Annotated in this window: 22 protein-coding genes; 18 read left to right on the top strand and 4 right to left on the bottom strand. The window is 72.1% G+C overall.

Going from position 1 to position 23,898, the window contains the following annotated elements:
- Positions 1-27: 27 nt before the first annotated feature.
- The 12 genes from AB852_RS24055 (at position 28) to AB852_RS24000 (ending at position 13,005) form a co-directional block, all read left to right on the top strand.
- Positions 28-1,005: a helix-turn-helix transcriptional regulator gene (locus tag AB852_RS24055; RefSeq protein ID WP_073792251.1), complete on the top strand. Its 978-nt coding sequence runs from the start codon at positions 28-30 to the stop codon at positions 1,003-1,005.
- 71 nt (positions 1,006-1,076) lie between these two features.
- Positions 1,077-2,048, top strand: a complete 972-nt coding sequence (locus AB852_RS24050; protein ID WP_107499335.1) for a helix-turn-helix transcriptional regulator — start codon at positions 1,077-1,079, stop codon at positions 2,046-2,048.
- An 89-nt stretch (positions 2,049-2,137) separates the two neighbouring features.
- Complete coding sequence (locus tag AB852_RS24045; protein ID WP_073792401.1) at positions 2,138-2,401, top strand: CpXC domain-containing protein; 264 nt, start codon at positions 2,138-2,140, stop codon at positions 2,399-2,401.
- A 10-nt stretch (positions 2,402-2,411) separates the two neighbouring features.
- Positions 2,412-2,612 (top strand): hypothetical protein, encoded by a 201-nt coding sequence (locus tag AB852_RS24040; protein ID WP_073792249.1) that lies wholly within the window; start codon positions 2,412-2,414, stop codon positions 2,610-2,612.
- A gap of 326 nt (positions 2,613-2,938) precedes the next feature.
- Positions 2,939-3,226 (top strand): Sec-independent protein translocase subunit TatA, encoded by a 288-nt coding sequence (tatA, locus tag AB852_RS24035; RefSeq protein ID WP_073792248.1) that lies wholly within the window; start codon positions 2,939-2,941, stop codon positions 3,224-3,226.
- A 48-nt stretch (positions 3,227-3,274) separates the two neighbouring features.
- Positions 3,275-4,234, top strand: a complete 960-nt coding sequence (gene tatC, locus AB852_RS24030) for a twin-arginine translocase subunit TatC (RefSeq protein ID WP_073792247.1) — start codon at positions 3,275-3,277, stop codon at positions 4,232-4,234.
- A gap of 402 nt (positions 4,235-4,636) precedes the next feature.
- Positions 4,637-7,459 (top strand): DEAD/DEAH box helicase, encoded by a 2,823-nt coding sequence (locus AB852_RS24025; protein ID WP_073792246.1) that lies wholly within the window; start codon positions 4,637-4,639, stop codon positions 7,457-7,459.
- 627 nt (positions 7,460-8,086) lie between these two features.
- On the top strand, positions 8,087-9,844 hold the full coding sequence (locus tag AB852_RS24020; RefSeq protein ID WP_178391096.1) for an ATP-binding protein: 1,758 nt from the start codon (positions 8,087-8,089) through the stop codon (positions 9,842-9,844).
- Positions 9,841-10,248 (top strand): roadblock/LC7 domain-containing protein, encoded by a 408-nt coding sequence (locus AB852_RS24015; protein WP_073792244.1) that lies wholly within the window; start codon positions 9,841-9,843, stop codon positions 10,246-10,248. Before AB852_RS24020 ends, AB852_RS24015 begins: the two co-directional genes overlap by 4 nt.
- Entirely contained in the window at positions 10,245-10,619 is a 375-nt protein-coding gene (locus tag AB852_RS24010) for a DUF742 domain-containing protein (protein ID WP_073792243.1), read from the top strand. The genes AB852_RS24015 and AB852_RS24010 overlap by 4 nt, the downstream gene beginning before the upstream one ends.
- Entirely contained in the window at positions 10,600-11,223 is a 624-nt protein-coding gene (locus tag AB852_RS24005) for a GTP-binding protein (RefSeq protein ID WP_073792242.1), read from the top strand. The genes AB852_RS24010 and AB852_RS24005 overlap by 20 nt, the downstream gene beginning before the upstream one ends.
- Before the next feature lie 282 nt (positions 11,224-11,505).
- Complete coding sequence (locus AB852_RS24000; protein ID WP_073792241.1) at positions 11,506-13,005, top strand: cytochrome P450; 1,500 nt, start codon at positions 11,506-11,508, stop codon at positions 13,003-13,005.
- Positions 13,006-13,031: 26 nt separating this feature from the next.
- Here the strand turns inward: AB852_RS24000 and AB852_RS23995 are convergent, their stop codons facing one another.
- Positions 13,032-14,003, bottom strand: a complete 972-nt coding sequence (locus tag AB852_RS23995; protein ID WP_073792240.1) for a pseudouridine synthase — start codon at positions 14,001-14,003, stop codon at positions 13,032-13,034.
- A 140-nt stretch (positions 14,004-14,143) separates the two neighbouring features.
- Here AB852_RS23995 and AB852_RS23990 point away from each other — a divergent pair, with 140 nt between their 5' ends.
- Positions 14,144-14,728 (top strand): GNAT family N-acetyltransferase, encoded by a 585-nt coding sequence (locus AB852_RS23990; protein ID WP_073792239.1) that lies wholly within the window; start codon positions 14,144-14,146, stop codon positions 14,726-14,728.
- A 13-nt stretch (positions 14,729-14,741) separates the two neighbouring features.
- On the opposite strand, the gene AB852_RS23985 is transcribed toward AB852_RS23990, so the two are convergent.
- Together AB852_RS23985 and AB852_RS23980 are read right to left on the bottom strand one after the other, a co-directional pair.
- On the bottom strand, positions 14,742-15,578 hold the full coding sequence (locus tag AB852_RS23985; protein ID WP_073792238.1) for a siderophore-interacting protein: 837 nt from the start codon (positions 15,576-15,578) through the stop codon (positions 14,742-14,744).
- A 47-nt stretch (positions 15,579-15,625) separates the two neighbouring features.
- On the bottom strand, positions 15,626-16,531 hold the full coding sequence (locus AB852_RS23980; protein ID WP_073792237.1) for a 5'-3' exonuclease: 906 nt from the start codon (positions 16,529-16,531) through the stop codon (positions 15,626-15,628).
- A 322-nt stretch (positions 16,532-16,853) separates the two neighbouring features.
- Between AB852_RS23980 and AB852_RS23975 the strand changes: the two genes are divergently transcribed.
- The 4 genes from AB852_RS23975 to AB852_RS23960 all read left to right on the top strand — a co-directional run bounded on the left by AB852_RS23975 (position 16,854) and on the right by AB852_RS23960 (position 21,388).
- A complete protein-coding gene (locus tag AB852_RS23975; RefSeq protein ID WP_073792236.1) occupies positions 16,854-17,957 on the top strand; it encodes a quaternary amine ABC transporter ATP-binding protein in 1,104 nt (367 codons plus the stop codon).
- Positions 17,950-19,770 carry an ABC transporter permease/substrate binding protein gene (locus tag AB852_RS23970; protein ID WP_073792235.1) on the top strand — a complete coding sequence of 607 codons (1,821 nt, stop codon included), beginning with the start codon at positions 17,950-17,952 and terminating at the stop codon, positions 19,768-19,770. The genes AB852_RS23975 and AB852_RS23970 overlap by 8 nt, the downstream gene beginning before the upstream one ends.
- 258 nt (positions 19,771-20,028) lie before the next feature.
- Positions 20,029-20,610 carry a helix-turn-helix domain-containing protein gene (locus AB852_RS23965; RefSeq protein WP_073792234.1) on the top strand — a complete coding sequence of 194 codons (582 nt, stop codon included), beginning with the start codon at positions 20,029-20,031 and terminating at the stop codon, positions 20,608-20,610.
- Positions 20,611-20,656: 46 nt separating this feature from the next.
- Positions 20,657-21,388: a helical backbone metal receptor gene (locus AB852_RS23960; protein ID WP_073792233.1), complete on the top strand. Its 732-nt coding sequence runs from the start codon at positions 20,657-20,659 to the stop codon at positions 21,386-21,388.
- A 39-nt stretch (positions 21,389-21,427) separates the two neighbouring features.
- On the opposite strand, the gene AB852_RS23955 is transcribed toward AB852_RS23960, so the two are convergent.
- On the bottom strand, positions 21,428-22,564 hold the full coding sequence (locus AB852_RS23955; RefSeq protein WP_073792232.1) for a TDT family transporter: 1,137 nt from the start codon (positions 22,562-22,564) through the stop codon (positions 21,428-21,430).
- Between the two features lie 70 nt (positions 22,565-22,634).
- Here AB852_RS23955 and AB852_RS23950 point away from each other — a divergent pair, with 70 nt between their 5' ends.
- Positions 22,635-23,558, top strand: coding sequence for a LysR family transcriptional regulator (locus tag AB852_RS23950; RefSeq protein WP_073792231.1), 924 nt, complete (start codon positions 22,635-22,637; stop codon positions 23,556-23,558).
- The last annotated feature ends 340 nt before the right edge of the window (positions 23,559-23,898 follow it).

The raw sequence follows: 23,898 nt of genomic DNA, 5'->3' as shown, positions 1-23,898 counted from the left end.
GGGCGAACGAGAGGACGTAAGGCGTCGATGGCCATCTCCAAGGCCGAGCGGCTGATGAATCTGGCGCTGTGTCTTCTCGGGACACGGCGGCCGCTCAGCAAGCGGGAACTGCGGGGCTCCATCGAGGCGTACGTCGAGACGTTCGGCCCCGGTGACGGCGGACCCGGTTCCGACGACTCGTTCAACCGGATGTTCGAGCGCGACAAGGACGATCTGCGCGAGCTCGGCCTGGTCATCGCGACCGTGGAGAGCGTCGACGGCGACGTCGGCTACCAGGCGCGCCGTGACAGCAACCGGCTGCCGCCCCTCTCCCTCGACGCCGAGGAGGGCGCCGCCCTCGGGCTCGCCGCCAAGGTCTGGCAGCAGGCCCGGCTCGCCGGGGCCGCCAGCGGCGCGCTCCAGAAGCTGCGCGCGGCGGGACTCCCCGAGGAGGTCGACCCCTACGAGGGCCATGGCGCCCTGGAGCCGCGCATCCCTGTCCACGAGGCCGCGTTCGAACCGCTGATGCTGGCCTGCCGCGACCGGCGGCCCGTCCAGTTCGACTACCGCAAGGCGAACGCGGCCCGGCCCGAGCCCCGCCAGGTGGAGCCCTGGGCCCTGGAGTGCTGGCGCGGCCACTGGTACCTCGCGGGCTGGGACCGCGACCGGAGCGCGGAGCGGGTGTTCCGGCTGTCCCGGATCACCGGGCGGGTCCGCAGCCGCGCGGGCGCCTACCGCGTCCCCGTCCCCGATGTCGTCACCGTCCGGGAGACCGTCGCCAGCTGGGCGGGGGAGAGCGCCGACCGCAGCGCGCGGATCAGGCTGCGCGCCGGGTCCGGGTACCCCCTCCGGGCCAAGGCGGAGAACGTCCGGGAACTCGGGAACGGGTGGGACGAGTTGGAGATTCCGTACGGGCACGGGCTGGACGCGTGGCTGGTCGAGTTCGGACCCGACGTGGTGGTCCTGGAACCCGCCGAGCTGCGGGCCGATGTGGTCGACCGGCTGCGTGCCGTGGCCAAGGGGTAGGAGAGACGACCGTGGCAGCGAAACCCGCCAGGCCCGCGCGCCCGGTGAACGCCATCGACCAGACCCGCCGCATGCTGTCGCTGGTGACCTATCTGCGGGAGCGCCCGGGAGCGCGGGTCGAGGACGTCGCCCGTGCCTTCGGGATCACCGAGGACGAGCTGATCTCCGACCTCGACGTGCTGCCCATGTGCGGGACCAGCTTCCGGGGCGGTGACCTCCTCGACATCGACACCGACGGCGACCGCATCTGGTGGCGCAACCCGGGCGCGCTCAGCGCCGAGGCCGCGGCCCCGCTGCGGATCTCCGCCGACGAGGCGACCGCCCTGCTCGTCGCCGCCCGCGCGGTGGCCACCCTGCCCGGACTGCGGGAGAGCGACCGGCAGGCCCTGCTGCGGGCCACCGCCAAGGTGGAGACCGCCGCCGGGGAAGCGGCTGGGCCCAGCAACCGGCTCTCGGTCACCTTCGAGTCCGAGGGCGGTGTCTTCGCTGATGTGGACCGGGCGATCTCCGAGCGCCGCCGGTTGTGGATCAAGTACTACTCTCCCGCCCGCGACGAGGTCACCGAACGCGAGATCGACCCCATCCGCCTGGTCAGCGTCGGTCACACCTATGTGGAGGCGTGGTGCCGCCGCTCCGAGGCGCGGCGCACGTTCCGGCTGGACCGGGTCGCGGAGATCAAGGTCCTGGACGAGCCGTCCGCGCCGCCCGAGATAGAGCTGCGGGACCTCTCCCAGGCTCTGGTGCAGCCCGCCGCCGAGGACCCCGAGGTGGTGATCGAGGTGGGCCCCGGAGGCCGCTGGGTGGCGGAGTACTACCCGCACGACAGCGCGGAGGAACTCGGGGACGGCGGACTGCGGATCACCCTGCGCACCCCGGAACCGGCCTCCCTGCGGCGGCTCGCCCTGCGGCTCGGCCGGGACGGACGGATCGTCGCCCCGAAGGAGCTCGCCGACAGCGCCCGGCACGCGGCCCGGGAGGCGCTCGCCGCATACGACGGGTACGACGCGGCCGACGTGTCCGACGACCGGCGGGAGCGACCGTGACCGTGCCGCCCGGCCCCGTCCCACCTGGTTCCGCCCCGTCCGCCGCCGTCCCGTCCGGTTCCGTCCCGCCCGGTGGCCCGGCCGCCGATATGTCCTCCGACATCCCGGACATCTCCAGTCTGGAGCGGGTGACGCCCATGGTCTTCAAGGCGGGCTGTCCCGACTGCCGGGCCCGCTTCGAACTGTCCGCCCCCGCTCTGCGGCTGGCGATCGGCGGCTCCGCGAACACCACCTTCTACTCCTTCACCTGCCCCGAGTGCGGCGCCGGTGTGCGCAAGCCGGCGGGCGAGCGCATCGTCGAACTCCTCATCCGCGGTGGGGTGCGGACCCTGCGTCTGCACTCGACCGTCTAGGCTCGGGCACATGTTCTGGGCCATGCTCGCGATCGCTGTCGGCTTCCTCGGTCTGCTCGTCCTCGGTGTGCTCGCCGTCCGGGTCTTCGTGGCCGCGGACCGGCTGGGCCGCCAGGTCAGCGAGGCCGCCCGGCTCGTCGGCGGCGCCGCCGAGGATCTGGAGCGGGCCGCCGAGGGCGCCGCGCGGGCCGGGAGCGATCTGCGGCGCTGACCGGGCCGTCCCGGGGCACACTCCCCGGGCACTTCCCCGGCCCGTACCGGGCTCCGGGGCACCCCCGGAGGCCGTCCGGAAGACGCGAAGCCGGAGATACCGCTGATCAACCCGTGGTCTTGACCTGTCGGGGGCGGAGGGTGTGCGGGTAGGCTGCTGACACGGTCCGGAGAGCGAGGCGCGGGCCGGCAACCGGGAGTACGTACGGGGATTGCCTCTCGTTCACCCCCGAGCGTTACGATCGCTGCCAGCACGGCGGCCGGACATCGGTCCGGCCGGTCGGGCAGCAACCGCCCAAGGCCGCCTCGGTGAGAAGGTATACGTAGATGTTCGGTGGACGGATCGGCCCGCTCGAGATCACTCTGATCCTCGTCATCATCCTGCTGCTGTTCGGTGCGAAGAAGCTCCCCGACATGGCGCGATCCCTCGGCAAGTCGGCCCGCATCCTCAAGAGCGAGGCCAAGGCGATGAAGTCGGAGGGCGAGCAGCCCGCCCCGGCGGAGCCCGCGAACAAGGAGCAGCCCGTCACGGCGCCGCGCACCATCCAGGCCGCCCCGGGCGATGTGACCAGCTCCCGCCCGGTGAACGAGCCCACGGACACCACGCAGCGCTGACCCACGGCCGGAAGACCACCGGCCCGCCGCACGAGATGAGGACGTGGGTTGCTCAAGTCTGCCCGCAAGAAGGAAAAGGACCCCGAGGGGCGTATGCCCCTCGTGGAGCACCTGCGTGAGCTGCGCAACCGGCTGGCGAAGAGTGTGGTGGCCATCCTGGTCGTCACCATCGTCGCCGCCTTCTTCTACAAGGACATCATCGAGTTCATCACCGAACCGGTGCTGCGCTCGGTGGGCTGCGACGACAGCTTCGCCGAGATCGCGGAGAAGCTGGAGAACAAGGAGGACACCTGCGCCCGGATCACGCTGAACGGTCTGCTGACGCCGTTCACCCTGGCGCTCAAGGTCTCCCTGATGGCCGGTGTCGTCCTGTCGACCCCGGTCTGGCTCTACCAGCTGTGGGCCTTCATCGCCCCCGGTCTGCACCGCGAGGAGCGCAAGTACTCGCTCGCGTTCGTCGGTCTCGGTGTCCCGCTCTTCCTCGGCGGCGCGTACTTCGCGTACTCCAGCCTTCCCACCATGGCCGAGGTGCTGCTGGAGTTCTCACCGGCGTCGGTCGACAACCAGCTGCCGCTCGACGACCTGCTCGACCTCGTGACCCGCATGGTGATCGTCTTCGGGCTGTCCTTCGAGCTCCCGCTGGTCCTGATCATGCTCAACCTCACCGGGGTGCTCACCGGTAAGCGCATGCTCAGCTGGTGGCGGGCGATGATCATGGGCATCACGGTCTTCGCCGCGGTCGCCACCCCCAGCACCGAGCCGCTCACCATGATGGCGCTCGCCGCGCCGATCTGGGTGCTGTACTTCAGCGCCACCGGCTTCTCCCTGCTGAACGACAAGCGCAAGGCGAGGATCGAGGCCGCGGGCCCCGACGACGACGAGGCGTCCGACCTGGACCTCACCCCGGAATCCGTGGACGACGTGGAGCCGGTCAGCGCCGCCCGGGGCCTGCCCCGGCAGGCGTCCACCGACCGGGACCGGATCAACGGCTACGACGACGTCACCTGAGGCCCGGACCTGACGTAGTGCCCCGGCATCGGACCTGATCGTGCCTGGGGGACACCCGACCGGCGAGACCACTCCGCTCGCCGATCCCACCGCGTGACGCGGCCGGGGCGCCCGTACGGCGCGACCGGCCGCTTCCGCGTTCCGGGGCCACCGTCTTCCGGCCACCGTGTTCGGTGGCACCGCGTCCCGGGTACGGACCGTCATGGGTACGGACCCCGTCGGCGCGACCGCGCGGACGCTCCTCGGCGTGCCCGGGAGGCCGTCCGCGCGGGTTTCCGGGGCGTCCAGGGTGGCGCCGGTGGCCCCGGGGGCCGCTGGGGCCGCCGCGCTGACCAGCGCGGATACCGCTTTCCCGATAATGATCGCCCTCTGTCAGAGGTGGCGGGTAATCTCGAAAGCACGATGACAGAGGATCTCTCCCCGGCCGAGCGGTACGCGGCGGCACGACTGCGCGCCGCCGAGCAGGCCACCGCGCTCGCCGCCTTCCGTGACATGTACGAATTCGATCTGGACCCGTTCCAGACAGAGGCGTGCAAGGCACTTGAAGCGGGCAAGGGCGTGCTTGTCGCGGCGCCCACCGGCTCAGGCAAGACGATCGTCGGCGAGTTCGCCGTGCACCTCGCCCTCGCGCAGGGCAAGAAATGCTTCTACACCACGCCCATCAAGGCACTGTCCAACCAGAAGTACAGCGACCTCGCCAAGCGCTACGGCGCCGACAAGGTCGGTCTGCTCACCGGTGACAACAGCGTCAACTCCGACGCGCCGGTGGTCGTGATGACCACCGAGGTGCTGCGGAACATGCTGTACGCGGGTTCGCAGTCCCTGCTGGGCCTCGGCTATGTGGTCATGGACGAGGTGCACTACCTCTCCGACCGCTTCCGGGGCGCGGTCTGGGAGGAAGTGATCATCCATCTCCCCCCGTCGGTGACCCTGGTCTCCCTGTCGGCGACGGTGTCCAACGCCGAGGAGTTCGGCGACTGGCTGGACACGGTCCGCGGTGACACCGAGGTGATCGTCTCCGAGCACCGCCCCGTACCCCTGTTCCAGCATGTGCTCGCGGGGCGCCGGATGTACGACCTCTTCGAGGAGGGCGAGGGCCGCAAGCGGGCCGTCAACCCCGATCTGACCCGGATGGCGCGGATGGAGTCGGCCCGACCCACCTGGGGCCGCGACAAACGCCGTGGGAAGAACATCCGCGAGGCCGACCGCGAGCGCGACCGCCGGCAGCGCTCCCGGGTCTGGACACCCGGCCGCCCCGAGGTCATCGAACGCCTCGACGCCGGCGGACTGCTGCCCGCCATCACCTTCATCTTCAGCCGCGCGGGCTGCGAGGCCGCCGTCCAGCAGTGCCTCCACGCGGGACTGCGGCTCAACGACGACGAGGCCCGTGCGAAGGTCCGGGAGATCGTCGAGGCCCGCACCTCCTCCATCCCCGACGAGGATCTCCATGTCCTCGGCTACTTCGAGTGGCTGGAGGGCCTGGAGCGGGGCATCGCGGCGCATCACGCCGGCATGCTCCCGACCTTCAAGGAGGTCGTGGAGGAACTCTTCGTCCGGGGCCTGGTCAAGGCCGTCTTCGCCACGGAGACCCTCGCCCTCGGCATCAACATGCCCGCCCGGTCCGTCGTGCTGGAGAAGCTCGTCAAGTGGAACGGTGAGCAGCACGCCGACATCACCCCCGGCGAGTACACCCAGCTCACCGGCCGCGCCGGCCGCCGCGGTATCGACATCGAGGGCCACGCCGTCGTCCTGTGGCAGCGCGGGATGAACCCCGAGCACCTCGCCGGTCTCGCCGGTACCCGTACGTATCCGCTGCGCTCCAGCTTCCGCCCCTCGTACAACATGGCCGTCAACCTCGTCGACCAGTTCGGCCGGCACCGTTCGCGGGAGCTCCTGGAGACGTCGTTCGCGCAGTTCCAGGCCGACCGCTCGGTGGTCGGGATCTCCCGCCAGGTGCAGCGCAACGAGGAAGGGCTGGAGGGCTACAAGGCCTCCATGACCTGCCACCTCGGCGACTTCGAGGAGTACGCCCGGCTGCGCCGCCAGCTGGGGGACCGGGAGACGGAGCTGGCCCGGCACGGGGTCTCCCAGCGGCGGGCCGCCGCGGCCGGGGCGCTGGAGAAGCTCAAGCCGGGCGATGTCATCCATGTGCCGACCGGCAAGTACGCGGGTCTCGCCCTGGTCCTGGACCCGGGGCTGCCGGCCGGGCGTTCCCACGGCCACCGCGGCTTCGACCACCAGGACGGTCCCCGCCCGCTGGTCCTCACCGCGGAGCGGCAGGTCAAGCGGCTCGCCGCGATGGACTTCCCGGTACCGGTCGAGCCGCTGGAGCGGATGCGCATCCCGAAGTCGTTCAACGCCCGCTCGCCCCAGTCCCGTCGCGACCTGGCGTCCGCGCTGCGCAGCAAGGCGGGGCACATCGTGCCGGACCGGCACCACAAGCAGCGTGCCGCCGCCGCGGACGACCGCGAGATCGCCCGGCTGCGCACGGAGATCCGCGCGCACCCGTGCCACGGCTGCTCCGACCGCGAGGACCACGCGCGGTGGGCCGAGCGCTACCACCGGCTGGTGCGGGACACCACCCAGCTGGAGCGCAAGATCGAGGGTCGCACCAACACCATCGCCCGTACCTTCGACCGGATCGTCAAGCTGCTCACCGAGCTGGACTATCTGCGGGGCGACGAGGTCACCGAGAACGGCAAGCGGCTCGCCCGGCTCTACGGCGAACTCGATCTGCTCGCCAGTGAGTGCCTGCGGGCCGGGGTCTGGGAGGGCCTCTCCCCGGCGGAGCTGGCCGCGTGCGCGTCCGCCCTGGTCTACGAGTCCCGGTCGGGGGACGACGCGCTGGCGCCCAAGGTGCCCTCCGGGAAGGCCAAGGAGGCACTCGGCGAGATGGTCCGCATCTGGGGCAGGCTCGACGCCCTGGAGGAGGACTTCAAGATCAACCAGACGGAGGGCGTGGGTCAGCGCGAGCCGGATCTCGGGTTCGCCTGGGCCGCGTACATGTGGGCCTCCGACAAGGGGCTGGACGAGGTGCTGCGCGAGGCCGACATGCCCGCGGGGGACTTCGTCCGGTGGTGCAAGCAGGTGATCGACGTCCTCGGGCAGATCTCCGCGGCCGCTCCCGTGAGCGGTACGGAGGGGTCCACGACGGTCGCCCGGAACGCGCGGAAGGCCGTGGACGGCCTGTTGCGGGGTGTGGTGGCGTACTCGTCGGTGGGGTGACCCCCTGCCGTGGGGTCACCCCACGGTGTCGGTGGCCCGGTCGTCCCCTTGTGCGGGGCGGGCGGGCCACCTTTTGCGTTCCGGGGGTTCGGCGTTGGTGGGTGGGTCCGTCGCCTGCGGGTCGCCTTCGCTTGCGCCTTCGGGGTTCCATGCCTGGGCGTGCTTGTTCCTGTGTGGGTGGTCCGTGGGTGCGGGGTTCCTCGCGCCCCTGGATGCTGCGCCGGTTCGTTGCTCCTCGGGTGCGGGTCGCCTTCGTCGCGCGGTTCCCCGCGCCCCTGGGGGTGCCCCGGTGCGTTGTTCGTCGGGTGCGGGTGATCACTCGGCGTGTGTGTGTGATGGCCCTGTGTGTAAAAGAGGCGAGTCTAGCGGGGTGGGCGGCCTGGTTTCAGGTGCTTGCGGAATATGACACAGCGAAGATGCGGCCGGACTAAGCTCGCCCGCAGCGCGCTGAGTTGAGACGAAATCGGGCGTTTGTTCCCGGGCTTCCCGTTGGTGGGAATCATCCCGGACGCTCCCGCACGTCCAGCACCCGGAAATCACACTGGAAACATCCCTGACCGCTACGAAACCGCGAAGTTCCCCGCAATCCCCGACAACTCCACGAGTCGACTGTCTTAGAGGGCATACATGGTGAGTGTTCAAGCGCCTCCCGGTGGCCGAGAAGTCCCGCGTCTCCGCGTCCAGGTGCTGCCGACCGTCCTGATGGCCGCGGTGACCGGGGGCTGTGTGGCCGCGGTCACGGAACCGGCCCGGCTGGTCGTCGTCCTGTGCGGGGTGATCGGCACCGTGCTGGTGGCCGCGATCGGCGCCGAGACCGTACGGCGCGGACGGCGGCTGGAGGCCCAGCGTGTCGAGCACGCCCGCCAGATCGACTGTCTGGAAGGGCGGATCGCCGCCCATGACGCCGAACTGATCCACCTCGGCAGCCAGCTCCTGCCCGACGCGCTGTTCCGGCTGCGTCAGGGCGAGTCGCCCGCCGAGGTGATGCGCGCGGTCGTCGACGCCGACCCCGCCTACCGCGACCTCCCCGACGCCCAGCGCACCCTGCTCAAGGACGTCCTGACGATCGTCGACAACGAGGAGGCCATGCGGGAGGCGACCCAGCGTGCCTTCGTCAACATCGCCCGCCGGGTCCAGGCCATCGTCCATCAGCAGGCCGCCGAACTGCGGGAGATGGAGGAGGACCATGGGCGCAACCCCGAGGTCTTCGACGACCTGCTCCGCATCGACCACGGCACCGCGCTGATCGGCCGTCTCGCCGACTCCATCGCGGTACTCGGCGGCGCCCGGCCGGGACGTCTGTGGCCCAAGCCCGTACCGCTGTTCAGCGTGCTGCGCGGCGCCATGTCCCGCATCCTGGAATACCGGCGCGTGGACCTGCATTCCATCGCCAAGGTCGCCATCAAGGGCACCCATGTGGAGCCCCTGATCCACGCCGCCGCCGAACTCCTCGACAACGCCACCCGCTACTCGCCGCCCCACACACGGGTGCATGTCACCGCCGTCGAGGTGCAGACCGGTATCGCCATCGAGATCGAGGACGGCGGGGTCAGCCTCAGCGAGGAGGCCCGGCTGCGGGCCGAGCGGATGGTCGCCCAGGCGCAGGCCGGTATCGACCTCAAGGACCTCGGCGAGACGCCCCGCCTCGGGATGGCCGTCGTCGGCAGGCTCTCGCAGATGTTCCATATGCAGGTCTCGCTGCGGCAGTCCGCGTACGGCGGTGTCCGCGCCGTACTCGTCGTGCCGCGCGACATGCTCACCTCGGGACCCGCGCCCGGACTCGCCCACGGCATCGGCGCCACCGCCGTACCCCGGGTGAACGACGACGGCACCCCCATGCAGGAACTGAAGCGGAAGGCCAAGAAGCGCCGTCCGACCACCGGCCCGCGCCGCCCCTCCGACGATCTGACGCCCACGGGCGCCACCGACGACGACGTACCGGTCGTCACCGAATGGACGGCGAACGGGCTGCCGCAGCGCCGCAGCCGGGTCAAGACCCCGCTCAGCCAGCGCTACGCCGAGGCCGCGGCGTCGGCCGCCGCGGAGGCCGCCGGGGAACCCGACCCCTGGCGGGTCCCCGTACCGGCCCAGGCCGAGAAGCCCGACGAGCCCGAACCGGGCCTGTGGGTCGAGGCGTTCATGAACGGCATCAAGGGCGCGCCGACCACCCCGGACACGGCGGGTCCCGACGGCACCGGCCCGACCGGACCGGACGCCTCCGGCGACCCCGCAGCGCACCACGGCCCCGGGGGCACCCGCCCCGGTACCGCCGTCAACGGCAGCGGTGGCGTCGTCAACGGCACCGCACAGGGCCATCGCACCGGCCCGCACCCGCAGGCACGCCCGGAGACCGACGACCTCATGGACGAGGGGGACCGCAAGTGATCCAGCAGCGCGCCAATTTCGACTGGATGCTCAAGGAACTCGCGGACGGAGTCCCGCACACCCGGCAGGTCGTCGTGCTCTCCGCCGACGGACTCCGGATCGCCCGCTTCGGCGGCGAACCCGACGCGGCCGACCGGCTCGCGGCGGCCTGTGCCGGACTCCAGAGCCTCGCGAGCGCCGTGGCCGCCGAGATCCCCGACAGCGACGGCCGGATGCGCATGGTCATCATCGAGGTCAGCGGCGGCTACTTCTATCTGATGGCGGCCGGCGCGGGGGCCTTCCTCGCCGTCCTCGCCGACGAGACCGTCGACGCGGGTCTGATGAGCAACCGCATGCGTGACCTGGTGGTACGGATCGGCGCCCATCTCACCAGTCCCCCGAGGCGGGACGGGCAGGCCGTATGACTCCTCCGCAACGCGAACGCCGCGCCCCCCGATCCGCCCCGGAGAAGGACCCGGAGCGCCTCTACGTCATCGCCGGCGGCGCAGAGGGGACCGAACGGGCGGAGGTGGACCTGGTGACCCTGATCGTCACCCGCTGCGAACCGCCGCCCACCGCCCAGCCCGAACAGGCGGCCGTGCTCCGGCTGTGCCGCTCACCCCTGTCCGTCGCCGAGATCTCGGCCTATCTCAACCTGCCGTTCAGCGTGGTGACCGTGCTGCTGACCGAACTACTGGCGGCGGATCTGGTCCAGGCACGCGCACCGATCGTGCGTTCCGCGCTGCCCGACCGTTCCCTTCTCGAAGCGGTGATACATGGACTTCAACGACTCTGACAGCATCGGCACGATCACGGGCCCACGCGCAGAGGATCACCTTCCGGACACCGCGACCGCGGCCGTCAAGATCGTGATCGTGGGCGGCTTCGGGGTCGGCAAGACCACCATGGTCCGCGCGGTGAGCGAGATCCGGCCGCTCACCACCGAGGAGACGATGACCCAGGCGGGCATCGGTGTCGACGACAACTACGGCTCCGAGACCAAGACCGCCACGACGGTCGCCATGGACTTCGGACGGATCAGCATCACCGAGCAACTGGTGCTGTACCTGTTCGGCACCCCTGGCCAGGAACGCTTCTGGTTCCTGTGGAACGGCCTGTTCGAAGGGGCGCTGGGCGCTGTCGTGCTGATCGACACCCGGCGTCTGGAGGTCAGCTTCGACGTGATCGGGCGGCTGGAGGAACGCGGGGTGCCGTTCGTGATCGCCGTCAACGACTTCCCGGACGCCCCGTGCTACCCCGTCGGGGAACTGCGGGCCGCGCTCGATCTGTCGGAGGACATCCCCATCGTCAACTGCGACGCCCGGCAGCGGGCGTCCAGCCGGGACGCGCTGATGACCCTGATGCACTTCCTGCACTCTCTGACCCGGACTCCCGCCTGACCGGCATCCCTGTCCGACCGGCACCCCATATATGACCGGCACTCCGCCCGACCCGGGCCGCTGTCCGACCCGGGCGGTCACCTGCCTGAACCGCTTCTCCGCCTGCCCCGGACCGCTTGCCCCGGAGCGCCCACCCGGGGCCCTCCACCTGGGCCGGGCGGTCGGTCCGCCCGCCGCCGCCCGTGCCCGCCCCCCTTCCCGAAACGCTCTTCCCGGCACGCCCTTCCCGCCCTCCTGCCCGTACCCCGCCACCGGCCCGGACTTCTCGGAGCGACCACCGTGATGACTCCCCCTCACCTCCCCGGCACCGACGATCCCGCCGCGTCCCCGCCGCCCGGCTGTCCCGCCCACGGCCTCGCCGCGGGCAGACGCAGGCTGTACGGGCCCGAGGCCGACGCCGATCTGGCGGGCCTCTACGAGAAGCTGCGCGCCGAGCACGGCCCGGTGGCCCCCGTACTGATCCACAACGACGTCCCGATGTGGGCCGTCCTCGGCCACGGCGAGAACCTGCAACTGGTCCGTACACCCTCGACGTTCAACCGTGACGCCCGGGAGTGGCACGCCGTCAAGGACGGCACGGCCGGTCCCACCCACCCCCTGGCGCCGGTCTTCTCCTGGCAGCCCATCTGTAGTTTCGCCGAGGGCGCCGAGCACCAGCGGCTGCGCGGCGCCGTCACCGGCGCCCTGTCGGGCATCGACGCCCGCGGGGTCCGCCGCTACATCAACCGCTACAGCCAGCGCCTGGTCAACGACATCTGCGAGGACGGCCGCGCCGATCTGGTGAGCCAGTTCGCCGAGCAGCTGCCGATGGCGGTGATGTGCGAACTCCTCGGTATGCCCGAGGAGTACGACGAGCGCATGGTGCAGGCCGCCCGCGACATGATCAAGGGCACCGAGACCGCGATCGCCAGCAACGAGTACGTGATGAGCGCGCTGATGAGCCTGGTCCTGCGGCGCCGGGCCCAGCCGGAGGAGGACTTCACCAGCGCGCTGCTCGCCCATGGGTCGGGGCTCACCGACGACGAGGTCGCCCAGCATCTGCGGCTCGTCCTCATCGCCGCGTACGAGGCGACCGCCAATCTCATCTCGAACGTACTGCGGATGATCCTGACCGATCCGAGGTTCCGGGCCCAGCTCGGCGGCGGCCAGATGACCGTGCCCGAGGCGGTGGAGCAGATCCTCTGGGACGAGCCGCCGTTCAGCGCGATGGTGGGCTACTTCGCCAAGCACGACACGGAGCTGGGCGGTCAGCGCATCCGGGCGGGGGAAGGACTCATCTTCGGGATCGCGCCGGGCAATGTGGACCCGGAGGTCCGCCCCGACCTGGAGGCCAATATGCAGGGCAACCGCTCGCATCTCGCGTTCGGCGGCGGCCCGCACGAGTGCCCCGGGCAGGACATCGGCCGGGCCATCGCGGACACCGGGGTGGACGCGCTGCTGATGCGGCTGCGGGACGTGCAGCTCGACATCGGCGAGGACGAGCTGCGCTGGCGTTCGTCGATCCTGTCGCGGCATCTGGTGGAGCTGCCGGTGACCTTCACCCCGCAGCCCACCCAGGACGTGATGACCCGGCCCAGCCTCGGGGTGCCCGCCGCGGCGGGCGGCGACTGGCAGGTGTCGTCGCCCGCGCCGCTGTCGGCGCCCGGTCCCGTGGTGGCGCCCGACCGGCCGGCCGGGGCGGCCGGTCCGCTGCCGCCGCCCGCCGAGCCGGTGGCCCCCGCTCCCCAGCCGGTGCCGCGCGGGCTGTGGCGGCGGCTCGCGCGCTGGTGGCGCGCGGCCTGAGCGGGGAGGACGGCGCGGTCCGGGGTTCAGCGCGCGGGCGGTTCCGGTGGCCGCGCGGGGGCCCCGTCGAGCCGCCGGGCGCTGACGAAGCGGTGGCGCAGGCCCGTGACGGGATCGGTGAACCCCAGGACCCGGGCCAGCAGCCGCAGCGGTTCGCGGAAGTCGCCGTCCGCCACCGGGTCCAGGACCACCGGGTACAGCGGGTCACCGATGAGGGGGATGCCCAGGGAGTTCATGTGCACCCGCAGCTGGTGGGTGCGGCCGGTGCGGGGCAGCAGCCGGTAGCGCGCCGCCGAGTCCGGTCCGGCGTTGCCGATGAGCTCCACCCGGGTCTCCGCGTTCGGTTCGCCCGGCACCTCGCGGGCCGTGAGGACGCCCCGTTCCTTCTCGATACGGCTGCGGACCGTGCGGGGGAGCTCCAGATCGTCGCGGTACGGGGCCAGCCCTTCGTACTCCTTGTGGATCCGCTTGTCGCGGAACAGGGTCTGGTACGCGCCGCGTTCCTCCGGGCGGACCGTGAACAGGACGAGCCCGGCCGTCAGCCGGTCGAGCCGGTGCGCGGCGCCCAGGGCGGGGAGGTCCAGGTCGCGGCGCAGCCGGGCGAGCGCGGTCTCGGTGATGTGGCCGCCGCGCGGGGTGGTGGCGAGGAAGTGGGGCTTGTCCACGACGACGATGTGCTCGTCCCGGTACACCACGGGAAGCGGGAACGGGACGGGTGTCTCCGGTGTCCGGGGCCGGTGGAACCATACGTACAGCCCTGGGACGTACGGGGTCAGCGGGGTGACGGGAGTGCCGTCTGCGGTGACGAAGGCACCGGCGCCGAGCAGGGCGTCGATGGTGTCGGCGGACGGGGCGAGCCGGTCCACGAGATGGTCCCGTACTGTCGGCCAGTTGGCCGTGTCGGGTCCGGCGGCGGGCAGTCGCAGACGTACCGGGTCGATCCCGTCGCGCTGGGGGAGCGGGGCGGGCGGGGGCGGGGTGCGGCGCCTTCGGCTCATCGGGGTCGAGGGTAGTCCCGGACCGGGTCCGCCTCGCGGCCGGGGCGGGTCGCGCCGGGCGTGGCCGGGGTCCCCGGGGCGGGGCGGCCGGGCTGGGAAAAGTGGTGGTCGGGGCCGGGTGGGTTAGGCAGGATGGGGGGATGCCTACTCTGGTGAACGACGTGGTGGCCGCGGGCACGCTCGCGAGGGTTCCCCAGCCCTCGATGGAGGTCGAGGGCGGGCTGGTGGCCCGGCCGTGGGCGGATCACGACGCCTCCGCCGTGTTCACGGCGTTCCAGGACCCCACCCTGCATCAGTGGCATGTCCGCAGCGCCGACACACCGGACGAGGTGCTGCGCTGGATCGCCGGCTGGCGGGCCGCCTGGGCCGGTGAACGCGACGCGCAGTGGGCGGTGGCCGACGCGCACAGCGACGAACTGGTCGGCCGGGTGGCCCTGCGGAGCATCGAGCTGGGCGACGGCGTGGCGGAGGTCGCGTACTGGACCGTGCCGTCGGCGCGGGGGCGCGGTGTCGCGCCGCGCGCGGTGCGGGCGCTCAGCCGCTGGGCCTTCGGGATCGGCTTCCACCGGCTGGAGCTCATGCACGCGATCGGCAACGACGCGTCCTGCCGGGTGGCGGCCAAGTCCGGTTTCGTGGAGGAGGGCACCAAACGCTCGGCGGCCCTCCACCAGGACGGCTGGTACGACATGCATCTGCACGCCCGGGTGGCCGGGGACCCGGTGTGAGGGGCGGGCCCGGTCAGGCCGTCTTCTCCTGCTCGGCCTCCACCTGCGCGTTCCACTCGGGCTTGGACGCCTGCCAGCCGTCCTCGTTGTGGCCGAGGCGCCAGTAACCGGAGATCGACAGGTCCTCGCGGGGCACCTGGTGCTCGATCCGCAGCATCCGGCGCAGCTCCTTCACGAAACCGGCCTCGCCGTGGACGAACGCCTGGAGCCGGCCCGCCGGGAACCGGAGGGCTCGCACCGCTTCGAGCAGGGCCTGACCGACCGGGCGCTCGCCCCGGTGCAGCCAGACGACCTCGGCGTCCGTCGCGATCTTCTGCTCCTCCTCGGGGCCGGGGACCTCCACGAAGGCATGGACGACGGCACCCGCCGGAAGGGCCTCCAGCGAGGCGGCGATCGCGGGCAGGGCGCTCTCGTCACCGGCCAGCAGATGCCAGTCGGCGTCCGCCTGGGGGGCGTAGGCGCCGCCGGGGCCCAGGATGCGGACGGTGTCGCCGGGGCGGGCGGCGGCGGCCCAGGGGCCCGCGATGCCCGCGTCGCCGTGGATCACGAAGTCGAAGACGGCTTCACGTGTCACCGGGTCCCACGACCGCACGGAGTACGTGCGGGTCACGGGCCACTGCTCCCGGGGGACCTCCGCGCGGATGCGCTGGATGTCGAACGGCTCGGGATAGCTCACCCCGGCCGGGGGGAACAGGAACTTCACATAGTGATCGGTCCACTCGTCCGCCGCGAAGTCGGCGAGCCCCTCGCCGCCCAGCACCACCCGGTGCATGTGCGGGGTGATCCGCTCCGTGCGCACGACGCGTCCCAGATGGGTCGCCGGTGCTTGGCGTACAGGTCGCTCGGCCATGAGGACTCCCCTGATCACTGGTACTTAGGCTTACCTAAGTTAGCATCTCACGACTGGAGAGTGGAGAGCAGGCGGGCCAGTGATCCACCGAGCCCCCAGCGCTGCGCGAGCGCGTCCAGAGCCGCCGGGTCGCGCGGGGCGCGCGGCAGCGCCGGGTCCACCCGCGGCAGCGGTACGTCCAGCGCGACCCCGACGACCTTGGGGGCGACGGCGAGATAGGGCCGGGACTCGTGCAGCCGCTTGCGCTGGGTCGGGGTCAGCCGGGCCGCCGGACTGTCGATCGCGGCCATGATCCCGGCGAGGTCGCCGAACTCCGCCAGCAGTTTGGCCGCCGTCTTCTCGCCGATGCCGGGCACCCCGGGCAGTCCGTCGGAGGGGTCGCCGCGCAGCAGCGCGAGATCCGCGTACCCGGCGCCCCCCACGCCGTACTTCTCGCGCAGGACCGCCTCGTCGGTGAGCTGGAGGGTGCCGACGCCCTTGAGCGGGTACAGCACGCGCACATCCCGGGCGTCGTCCACCAGCTGGTAGAGGTCGCGGTCACCGGTCACGATGTCCACCGGGCCCGTCGCGTGGGCGGTGAACGAACCGATCACGTCGTCGGCCTCGTACCCCTCCACCCCGACCCGGGCGATCCCCAGCGCGTCCAGCACCGCCTCGATGACCGGCACCTGCGGGGACAAGGTGTCGGGCACCTCCTCCTCGTCCGGACCGGCCGGGGTCTCCCGCGCCACCCGGTGCGCCTTGTAGGAGGGGATCAGGTCGACCCGCCACTGGGGCCGCCAGTCGGCGTCCATACAGGCGATCAGATCGTCCGGGTGATGGTCCTTGACGAGCCGGTCGATGAATTCGAGCAGACCGCGCACCGCGTTCACCGGGGTGCCGTCCGGTGCCTTCACCGACTCCGGGACGCCGAAGTAGGCCCGGAAGTAGAGGGAGGCGGTGTCGAGGAGCATGAGCCGTCGGGTTCGCTGAGTCACGAGCGCATCATGCCGCACGGCACTGACGGTCCGGGGTGCCCGACGCCCCGGCCGCACCGGACGTTCCGCCCGAGGGGGGCGGCTCGGGACGAGTGGCGCTCCCGTGGACGGACCGGGCGAAATGTGACCCGCGCCACTTCTGTGTTTGGTGCATACATCTAAGGGCAGGCGCGCTCCCGGAGCGAACCGGGCCCGTCCATCTCCACCGGACGCGCGCACCGGCAGCGGGCCGACCCCGCGTCTCCACGGCCCGCCCGGGGGAAAGGCGGGCCGTATTGGTTCGACCCGAGAGGTTCATGTGTCCAGGCTTGAGGCCGCGCACCTGTACAAGGTGTTCGGCAGACGACCCGATGCCGCCGTCGAGAGGCTCCGCCAGGGAGCGGACCGCGAGGAACTGCGCGCCGACGGGGCCACCGCCGCCGTCATCGACGCCTCCTTCACGGTCGATCCCGGCCAGATCTTCGTCGTCATGGGTCTCTCCGGCTCCGGCAAGTCCACGCTGCTGCGCATGCTGAACGGACTGCTGGAGCCCACCGCCGGACAGGTGCTCTTCGACGGTCAGGACCTCACCGCGCTCAGCCCCCGCGAGCTGCGCGAGGTCCGGGCCCGCAAGATCAGCATGGTGTTCCAGCACTTCGCGCTGTTCCCCCACCGCAGCGTCCTGGAGAACGCCGCCTACGGCCTGGAGGTCCAGGGCGTGCCCCGGGCCGAACGGGAGGAGCGCGCCGCCGAGGCGCTGGGCCTCACCGGGCTCGCCGGCTGGGAGAAGTCCTGGCCCGACGAGCTGTCCGGCGGGATGCAGCAGCGGGTGGGCCTGGCCCGCGCGCTCGCCACCGACGCCGATCTGCTGCTCATGGACGAGTCCTTCAGTGCCCTGGACCCGCTGATCCGCCGCGATATGCAGGACCAGCTCCTCGAACTCCAGAGCCGCCTCAACAAGACGATCGTCTTCATCACCCACGACCTCAACGAGGCCATGCGGCTCGGGGACCGGGTCGCCGTCATGCGGGACGGCCGGATCGTGCAGACCGGCAGCGCCGAGGACATCCTGATGACCCCGGCCAACGACTACGTGGCCGCGTTCACCCAGGACGTCGACCGCTCCCGCGTACTGACCGCGTCGGCCGTGATGGACGGGGAGCTGCGCGGCAACGAGGCCGACTGCGGCTGCGAGACCGCGTACGCCGACACCGCCTTCGCCGACCTGTGCGGCATCAGCGCCCGGGTGCCGCACGCGGTCGCCGTGCTCGACAAGAGGAAGCAGCTGATCGGGGTGGTGCCCCAGCAACGGCTGGTGGGCTTCCTCGCGGACGGCGACGAGGCGGTACGGGCCGAGGTGCCCTGCGACGGCTCGGGCAAGGCCGCCACGACGACCGGCAAGGCGGTGAGCACCGATGCCTAGGCTGCATCTCGGTGACTGGGTCGACAGCGGTGTCGAATGGCTGGTCACCCATATGGCGTGGCTCTTCGACGCGCTGAAGAGCCTGGTCGAGGGCATGTACGACGGCACCAACGCCGTTCTCACCGCCCCGGAACCCCTGCTTCTCGCGGGCATCCTCGCCCTGTTCGCCTGGTGGCTGCGCGGACTGGTCGCCGGTGTCCTCGCCTTCGGCGGCTTCGCGCTGATCGACTCCATGGAACTGTGGGACAAGTCGATGTCGACGCTGTCCCTGGTGCTGGTCGCGACCGTGATCGCCCTGGTCATCGGGGTGCCGCTCGGTATCTGGGCGGCCCGCTCGCAGACGGTCAGCTCCGTCGTCCGGCCGGTCCTCGACCTGCTCCAGACCATGCCGTCGATGGTGCTGCTGATCCCGGCGATCCTGTTCTTCGGCATGGGCGTGCCCGCCGGAGTCGTCGCCACCCTGATCTTCGCGCTGGCACCCGGGGTACGGATGACCGAACTCGGCATCCGCCAGGTCGACGCGGAACTGGTCGAGGCGGCCGAGGCGTTCGGCACCACCCCCCGCAACACCCTGCTGCGGGTGCAGCTCCCGCTCGCGCTCCCCACGATCATGGCGGGCGTCAACCAGGTCATCATGCTGGGCCTGTCCATGGTCGTCATCGCGGGCATGGTCGGCACCGGCGGCCTCGGCGGCGCGGTCAACGAGGCCATCGGCCAGCTGAACATCGGACTCGGCTTCGAGGCCGGCCTCGGCATCGTCGTCCTCGCCATCTACCTCGACCGGATGACCGGCGCCCTCGGTGACCAGATCTCGCCGCTCGGCCGCCGCGCCGCCGCCAAGGCGCGGGCCGCCGGTGAGCTGCGGATCTGGCAGCACCGCCCCCGCCCGGCCGTCGCGGTCGTCGGTGTGGTCGTCCTCGCGCTCGTCGCGGGCGGCATGGGCATCTTCGGCACCCCCGGCGACAAGGGGACCACGGACTCCGCCACGGACGTCGGCAAGGGCGACACCGTCAAGATCGGGTACATCCCCTGGGACGAGGGCATCGCCACCACCTTCCTGTGGAAGGAACTCCTGGAACGCCGCGGCTTCGAGGTCGAGACCACCCAGTACGCCGCCGGACCGCTGTTCACCGGTCTGGCCCAGGGACAGATCGACTTCCAGACCGACGGCTGGCTCCCCGTCACCCACGCCGAGTACTGGAAGAGGTACGGCAAGCAGCTCGAAGACCTCGGCGCCTGGTACGGACCGACCTCACTGGAGATCGCCGTCCCCGGCTACGTCAAGGGCGTGGACTCCATGGCCGACCTCAAGGGGCAGGGCGACCGCTTCAAGGGCCGGATCATCGGGATCGAGCCGAGCGCCGGGATGATGGGCCTGCTCAAGAAGGATGTCGTCGGCGCCTACGGTCTGGGCGACGAGTACAAGGTCGTGGACGGCTCCACCCCCGCGATGCTCGCCGAGCTCAAGCGCGCGTACGCCAAGAAGGAGCCCATCGCCGTCACCCTCTGGTCCCCGCACTGGGCGTACAGCGACTACGACCTCAAGAAGCTCAAGGACCCGAAGGGCGCGTGGGGCGAGGGCGACGAGGTGCACACCCTCAGCCGCAAGGGCTTCAGCGACGACCACCCGGAGGTCGGCCGCTGGCTGAAGGACTTCCGGATGACCGAGAAGCAGCTCACCGACCTGGAGTCCGCCATCCAGAAGGCGGGCAAGGGCAAGGAGCAGCAGGCCGTCCGCGACTGGCTGGAGAAGCACCCGGACACCGTCGACAAGTGGGCACCGGTGCCCGGCGACCGGGCCGCCGCCGGGTAGAGCGCCCGGCACCCACCGCCCGGCACCTACCGCCCGGCGTCCTCCGCCCGGCTGTGAAATGGCCGGAAATCCGGCTCCGGCGAGCCGAACCGCCGATCATGTCCGACCATGAGGGGCGGGCCCCGTCGCACGACGGGGCCCGCCCCTCACGGGTGATCCCGGCGACGGCCGTTTGCCGAACACGCGTAGGGTGCAGAAACCCGACGGAGACCCCGGACGGGTCACACGGCACCACGGACACGGGAGGGAGCCGGAGCGATGGACGAGAAGGAGACCCTTCGGGTGGGCGCCGCCGTACGGCGGCGGCGACGGTCCCTGGAACTCACCCTCGCCGTGGTCGCGGAGCGCAGCGGGCTGTCCGTCCCCTTCCTCAGCCAGGTGGAGAACGAACGGGCACGGCCCAGCCGCGCCTCCCTGGAGAAGGTCGCCGACGCGCTCGGCACCACCGCGGTCGAGCTGCTCGCCGCCGCCGATCCCGCCTGCACGGTCGATGTCGTCCGCGCCGACACCCCGCCCGGCCAGGACCTCCGGTCCCCCGGCGGGGAGCGCAGCAGGGCCCGCTCCCTGGTCCGCGGCCACCACCAGCTGCACGCCACCGAGTTCACCGGCGACCATGACACGGCCCGTGAATTCCAGCACCGCAACGACGAGTTGCTGTACGTCGCGGACGGCGCCGTCGAGATCGAGGCGGAGGGCCGGGCCCACCGCCTCGGCCGCGGGGACACCCTGTACCTGACCGGGGGAGTGCGGCACCGCTGGCGGGCCACCGAACCGGACACCCGGGTCCTGGTGGTGGCCGTCGCCGAGCACATCGACGCTGTGCAGGACCGGAGGAGATGAGATCGACTCCCTCCCGTGGCACATTCCGGCTGACTAGTCTGATCCCGTGAAATCTGCCCGGATCGTCTCCCTGGTGCCCTCACTGACCGAAGCCGTCGCCGCCACCCTGCCCGGGACCCTCGTCGGCGTCACCGACTGGTGCACCCACCCCGACGACCTCGGCGCCGTCCGTGTCGGCGGCACCAAGAACCCCGATGTGCCGCGGATCGTCTCCCTCGCCCCCGACCTGGTCGTCGCCAACGAGGAGGAGAACCGCCGCCCCGACCTCGACGCCCTTCGGGCGGCCGGCGTAGAGGTCCTGGTCACCGAGATCCGCACGGTCCAGCAGGCGTTCCGCGAACTGGAGCGGGTGCTCAAGGCGTGCGGCGCCGACGGACGGCCCGCCTGGCTGGATCTCGCCGAGTCCGTGTGGTCCGGGCTGCCCGAACCCTGGGAACGCGTCACGGCCGTGGTACCGGTGTGGCGGCGGCCCTGGATGGTCCTCGGCCGCGACACCTTCGCCGGGGACATGCTGGCCCGCCTCGGGGTCGACAACCTGTACGCGGGCCATCCCGACCGCTATCCCCATGTCCCGCTCGACGAACTGCGTTCCTGCGGCGCCGATCTGGCGGTCCTGCCCGACGAGCCGTACCCCTTCGGCCCCGACGACGGACCCGACGCGCTGCCGTTCCCCGCGGCGTTCGTCAGCGGCCGTCATCTCACCTGGTACGGGCCGTCGTTGGCGGAGGCGCCGGGGACCGTCGGCGCGGGGCTGCGGGAGCTGCTGCGCCGCAGATGACACCCGGCCGGGCCCCGGACACCCGTACGCCCCGCCCGGTCAGCGGGGCGCGGCCGGGAGGCTTCCGAGCGCCAGCCCCTGGACCGTCCGGACGGCCGCCACCGTCCAGGCCCCGGCCAGCGTGACGAAGAGCAGCACCGCCAGCGCCCCGAACACGGCCAGTCCCGTCCGGTCGGCCAGCGCCGCCGCGCCCGTGACGCAGGTGCCCACCGGGAAGGTGAACGCCCACCACGTCATCGTGAACCGCATACCGCGCCGCCGCGCCCGCACCACCAGCGCGCCCGCGAACGCCAGCCACAGCAGGGCGAACCCCGTCACGGGCACGCCGTACAGCACCGCGAACGCCTCGAACCCGCGCGCGTGGGCCGCCGAGGCCGCGTCCGGCGCCAGCTCCGCGAACCGTCCGGCGGCCGTCGTGGACTGCCCCAGCGGCCCCAGCACCAGGAACAGCGTCGGGGTCAGCGCGAGCGGCGGCGGACCGTCCGCCACCAGCGTCGCGAAGACCGCCGGAAGCATCATCAGGGTGCCCAGCAGCCCGATCCCGAACAGCGCGGCGCAGCCGAACAGCAGCGTCCCCCGGGCCGCCCCCGCCGGCAGGTACGGCACGAACTGCGGACCGGTCGCCGCGGCCACCATCGGGGCCACCACCGGCAGCAGCCACACCGGCGCCGGACGCGCCGGGGGTGTACGCCGCACCACCACCAGCAGATACGGGATCACCACCGCCACCGCGAGAGCGGTCACCGTCCCCACGGTGAACAGCGCCGCGCCGAGGACCACCGCGACCCGCTCGCCGAGCACGTCCCGGCCCACCGCGACCGTCGAGGCGCCCACCGCGAGCAGGGCCATCGACAGACACCCGTAGAACGGCGCCATCGCCGGGTCACGCAGATGCGCGCGGGCCTGGTCCCCGTGCCGCCGCCAGTGCACCGCGCGCGCGGCCGTCACCGCCGCCAGCGCGAGCACCGACAGCGCCCACACCGCCACGCACACGGTCCGCAGCCCCGGCACCCGGACGGGGAGCGCGGTCCCGGCGGTGGCCACGATCGCGGTCCCCATCACACACGCGTACCAGTTGGGCCCGAGATGACGGGTGCCGGGCCGGACCGCGGCCCCGGCGGCGGGCGGTCCGGCGGGCGGCGGGGACATCCGGGGACGGGCGGCGGTATGGAGCATGGGTCCACCGTCGCGCGGCGGCCGACCGCCCACCAGGGGTGTTGTTGCTATGAGGGCATAAGCTGGATTTATGGGTCAAGGGAGCAAAAGCGGGCAGCGGAGCGGTCCGCTCGCGCACCGGGTGCCGGACCTCGGGGCACTGGAACTGCTGCTCGCCGTGGCCCGGCTGGGCAGCCTCGGCAGGGCCGCCCGGGAGCTGGGCATCACCCAGCCCGCCGCCAGCAGCCGCGTCCGCGCGATGGAACGGCAGCTCGGGGTGGCCCTGGTGGACCGCTCCCCGCGCGGGTCCCGGCTCACCGACGCCGGAGCGCTGGTCACCGACTGGGCGCGGCGGATCGTCGAGGCGGCGGAGGTCTTCGACGCGGGGGCGCAGGCGCTGCGCGACCGGCGGGACTCGCGGCTGCGGGTCGCCGCGAGCATGACCATCGCCGAGTATCTGCTGCCCGGCTGGCTGATCGCGCTGCGCGCGCGCCACCCGGACACCGCGGTGTCCCTGCTCGCGGGGAACTCCGCCGCGGTCGCCGGGCGGCTGCTGTCCGGCGAGGCCGACCTGGGGTTCGTCGAGGGGGTGGGCGTGCCGCCCGGCCTGGACTCGGTGGTCATCGGACACGACCGGCTCGTCGTCGTCACGGCGCCCGGGCATCCCTGGGCCCGGCGCGGGCGGCCGGTGGCCGGGGACGAGCTGACGCGGACCCCGCTGATCCTTCGGGAGGAGGGCTCCGGGACCCGGGAGGTGCTGGCCGCGGCGCTCGGTGGGCTGGCCCGGCCCCTGATCGAGCTGTCGTCCACCACCGCGGTCAAGGCCGCGGCGGTGGGCGGGGCGGGGCCCGCGGTGCTCAGCGAACTCGCGGTCGGGGAGGAACTGGCCGCGCGCCGCCTCGTCGCCGTCCCCCTCCAGGACATCGCCCTGACCCGCGCCCTGCGTGCGACCTGGCCCCGGGGTCCCCGCCCCACGGGTCCGGCCCGGGACCTCCTCACCCTCACCCACTGGTGACCCGTGGGGGGCCCGTGCGGGTGGCTGTGCAGGGTGCTGGTCGTCCGCTTCTCGCACGGTTCCCCGCGCGCCGGTGGGTCTGCCCGGCTGGACCCACTTGTCCCTGTGCGGGTCGTTCGTGGGTGCGCAGTTCCCCGCGCCCCTTTCGGGGCGCTTCCTGGTGCTGTTGCCTTGTTCGCCGGGCGCGGGTCGCTCTCGTCTTCGCGCGGTTCCCCGCGCCCCTTTCGGGGCACCCCTGCTGCTTGTGCCTTGTTCGTCGGGTGCGTGTTGCCCTCGCTTTCGCGCAGTTCCCCGCGCCCCTTTCGTGCGTCAGGTGAGCGGGCAGATGAGTTCGGGATGG

This window comes from Streptomyces uncialis (assembly GCF_001905345.1).
GTDB lineage: Bacteria > Actinomycetota > Actinomycetes > Streptomycetales > Streptomycetaceae > Streptomyces > Streptomyces uncialis.
Note: the sequence above shows the minus strand (reverse complement) of the source record. Positions and strands in the feature narration are given on the sequence as shown.